Annotated in this window: 1 rRNA gene (running past one end of the window); it reads left to right on the forward strand. The window is 56.5% G+C overall.

Going from position 1 to position 2815, the window contains the following annotated elements:
• Positions 1-2793: ribosomal RNA gene (locus ACZ68L_RS46550) — 23S ribosomal RNA — on the forward strand (it extends 432 nt beyond the left edge of the window).
• The last annotated feature ends 22 nt before the right edge of the window (positions 2794-2815 follow it).

A 2815-nucleotide genomic window follows, 5' to 3' on the forward strand; every position in this document is an offset into this window, starting at 1 on the left:
ACGGGTCTGCCGGCTGTGAGGCGAGTCAGAAACCGTTGATGTAGGCGAAGGACATGCGAAAGGTCCGGCGTAGAGGGTAAGACCCCCGTAGCTGAAACATTGACGGCTCGTTTGAGAGACACCCAAGTAGCACGGGGCCCGAGAAATCCCGTGTGAATCTGGCGGGACCACCCGCTAAGCCTAAATATTCCCTGGTGACCGATAGCGGATAGTACCGTGAGGGAATGGTGAAAAGTACCGCGGGAGCGGAGTGAAATAGTACCTGAAACCGTGTGCCTACAAGCCGTGGGAGCGTCGCTGTGTGTGCTTGCACATGCAGTCGTGACTGCGTGCCTTTTGAAGAATGAGCCTGCGAGTTTGCGGTGTGTTGCGAGGTTAACCCGTGTGGGGAAGCCGTAGCGAAAGCGAGTCCGAATAGGGCGGTTGAGTAGCACGCTCAAGACCCGAAGCGGAGTGATCTAGCCATGGGCAGGTTGAAGCGGAGGTAAGACTTCGTGGAGGACCGAACCCACCAGGGTTGAAAACCTGGGGGATGACCTGTGGTTAGGGGTGAAAGGCCAATCAAACTCCGTGATAGCTGGTTCTCCCCGAAATGCATTTAGGTGCAGCGTCGTGTGTTTCTTGCCGGAGGTAGAGCACTGGATAGGCGATGGGCCCTACCGGGTTACTGACCTTAGCCAAACTCCGAATGCCGGTAAGTGAGAGCGCGGCAGTGAGACTGTGGGGGATAAGCTCCATGGTCGAGAGGGAAACAGCCCAGAGCATCGACTAAGGCCCCTAAGCGTACGCTAAGTGGGAAAGGATGTGGAGTCGCAGAGACAACCAGGAGGTTGGCTTAGAAGCAGCCATCCTTGAAAGAGTGCGTAATAGCTCACTGGTCAAGTGATTCCGCGCCGACAATGTAGCGGGGCTCAAGCGTACCGCCGAAGTCGTGTCATTCGTACATGTATCCCCAACGGGAGTACGGATGGGTAGGGGAGCGTCGTGTGCCGGGTGAAGCAGCCGCGGAAGCGAGTTGTGGACGGTTCACGAGTGAGAATGCAGGCATGAGTAGCGATACACACGTGAGAAACGTGTGCGCCGATTGACTAAGGGTTCCTGGGTCAAGCTGATCTGCCCAGGGTAAGTCGGGACCTAAGGCGAGGCCGACAGGCGTAGTCGATGGACAACCGGTTGATATTCCGGTACCCGCTTTGAAACGCCCAATACTGAATCAGGCGATGCTAAGTCCGTGAAGCCGGCCCGATCTCTTCGGAGTTGAGGGTAGTGGTGGAGCCGACGAACCAGACTTGTATTAGGTAAGCGATGGGGTGACGCAGGAAGGTAGTCCAGCCCGGGCGGTGGTTGTCCCGGGGTAAGGGTGTAGGCCGTGTGGTAGGTAAATCCGTCACACGTTAAGGCTGAGACCTGATGCCGAGCCGATTGTGGTGAAGTGGATGATCCTATGCTGTCGAGAAAAGCCTCTAGCGAGTTTCATGGCGGCCCGTACCCTAAACCGACTCAGGTGGTCAGGTAGAGAATACCGAGGCGTTCGGGTGAACTATGGTTAAGGAACTCGGCAAAATGCCCCCGTAACTTCGGGAGAAGGGGGGCCATCACTGGTGAGGGGACTTGCTCTCCGAGCTGGGGGTGGCCGCAGAGACCAGCGAGAAGCGACTGTTTACTAAAAACACAGGTCCGTGCGAAGCCGTAAGGCGATGTATACGGACTGACGCCTGCCCGGTGCTGGAACGTTAAGGGGACCGGTTAGCTGACTTTCGGGTCGGCGAAGCTGAGAACTTAAGCGCCAGTAAACGGCGGTGGTAACTATAACCATCCTAAGGTAGCGAAATTCCTTGTCGGGTAAGTTCCGACCTGCACGAATGGCGTAACGACTTCTCGACTGTCTCAACCATAGGCCCGGTGAAATTGCACTACGAGTAAAGATGCTCGTTTCGCGCAGCAGGACGGAAAGACCCCGGGACCTTTACTACAGTTTGATATTGGTGTTCGGTTCGGCTTGTGTAGGATAGGTGGGAGACTTTGAAGCGGCCACGCCAGTGGTTGTGGAGTCGCCGTTGAAATACCACTCTGGTCGTGCTGGATGTCTAACCTCGGTCCGTGATCCGGATCAGGGACAGTGTCTGATGGGTAGTTTAACTGGGGCGGTTGCCTCCTAAAGAGTAACGGAGGCGCCCAAAGGTTCCCTCAGCCTGGTTGGCAATCAGGTGTTGAGTGTAAGTGCACAAGGGAGCTTGACTGTGAGACCGACGGGTCGAGCAGGGACGAAAGTCGGGACTAGTGATCCGGCAGTGGCTTGTGGAAGCGCTGTCGCTCAACGGATAAAAGGTACCCCGGGGATAACAGGCTGATCTTCCCCAAGAGTCCATATCGACGGGATGGTTTGGCACCTCGATGTCGGCTCGTCGCATCCTGGGGCTGGAGTCGGTCCCAAGGGTTGGGCTGTTCGCCCATTAAAGCGGTACGCGAGCTGGGTTTAGAACGTCGTGAGACAGTTCGGTCCCTATCCGCTGCGCGCGTAGGAATATTGAGAAGGGCTGTCCCTAGTACGAGAGGACCGGGACGGACGAACCTCTGGTGTGCCAGTTGTTCTGCCAAGGGCATGGCTGGTTGGCTACGTTCGGAAAGGATAACCGCTGAAAGCATCTAAGCGGGAAGCCTGCTTCGAGATGAGTATTCCCACCCCCTTTGAGGGGTTAAGGCTCCCAGTAGACGACTGGGTTGATAGGCCAGATGTGGAAGCCCGGTAACGGGTGGAGCTGACTGGTACTAATAGGCCGAGGGCTTGTCCTCAGTTGCTCGCGTCCACTGTGTT

The sequence above is a fragment of the Streptomyces sp. NPDC104309 genome (genome assembly GCF_055584025.1).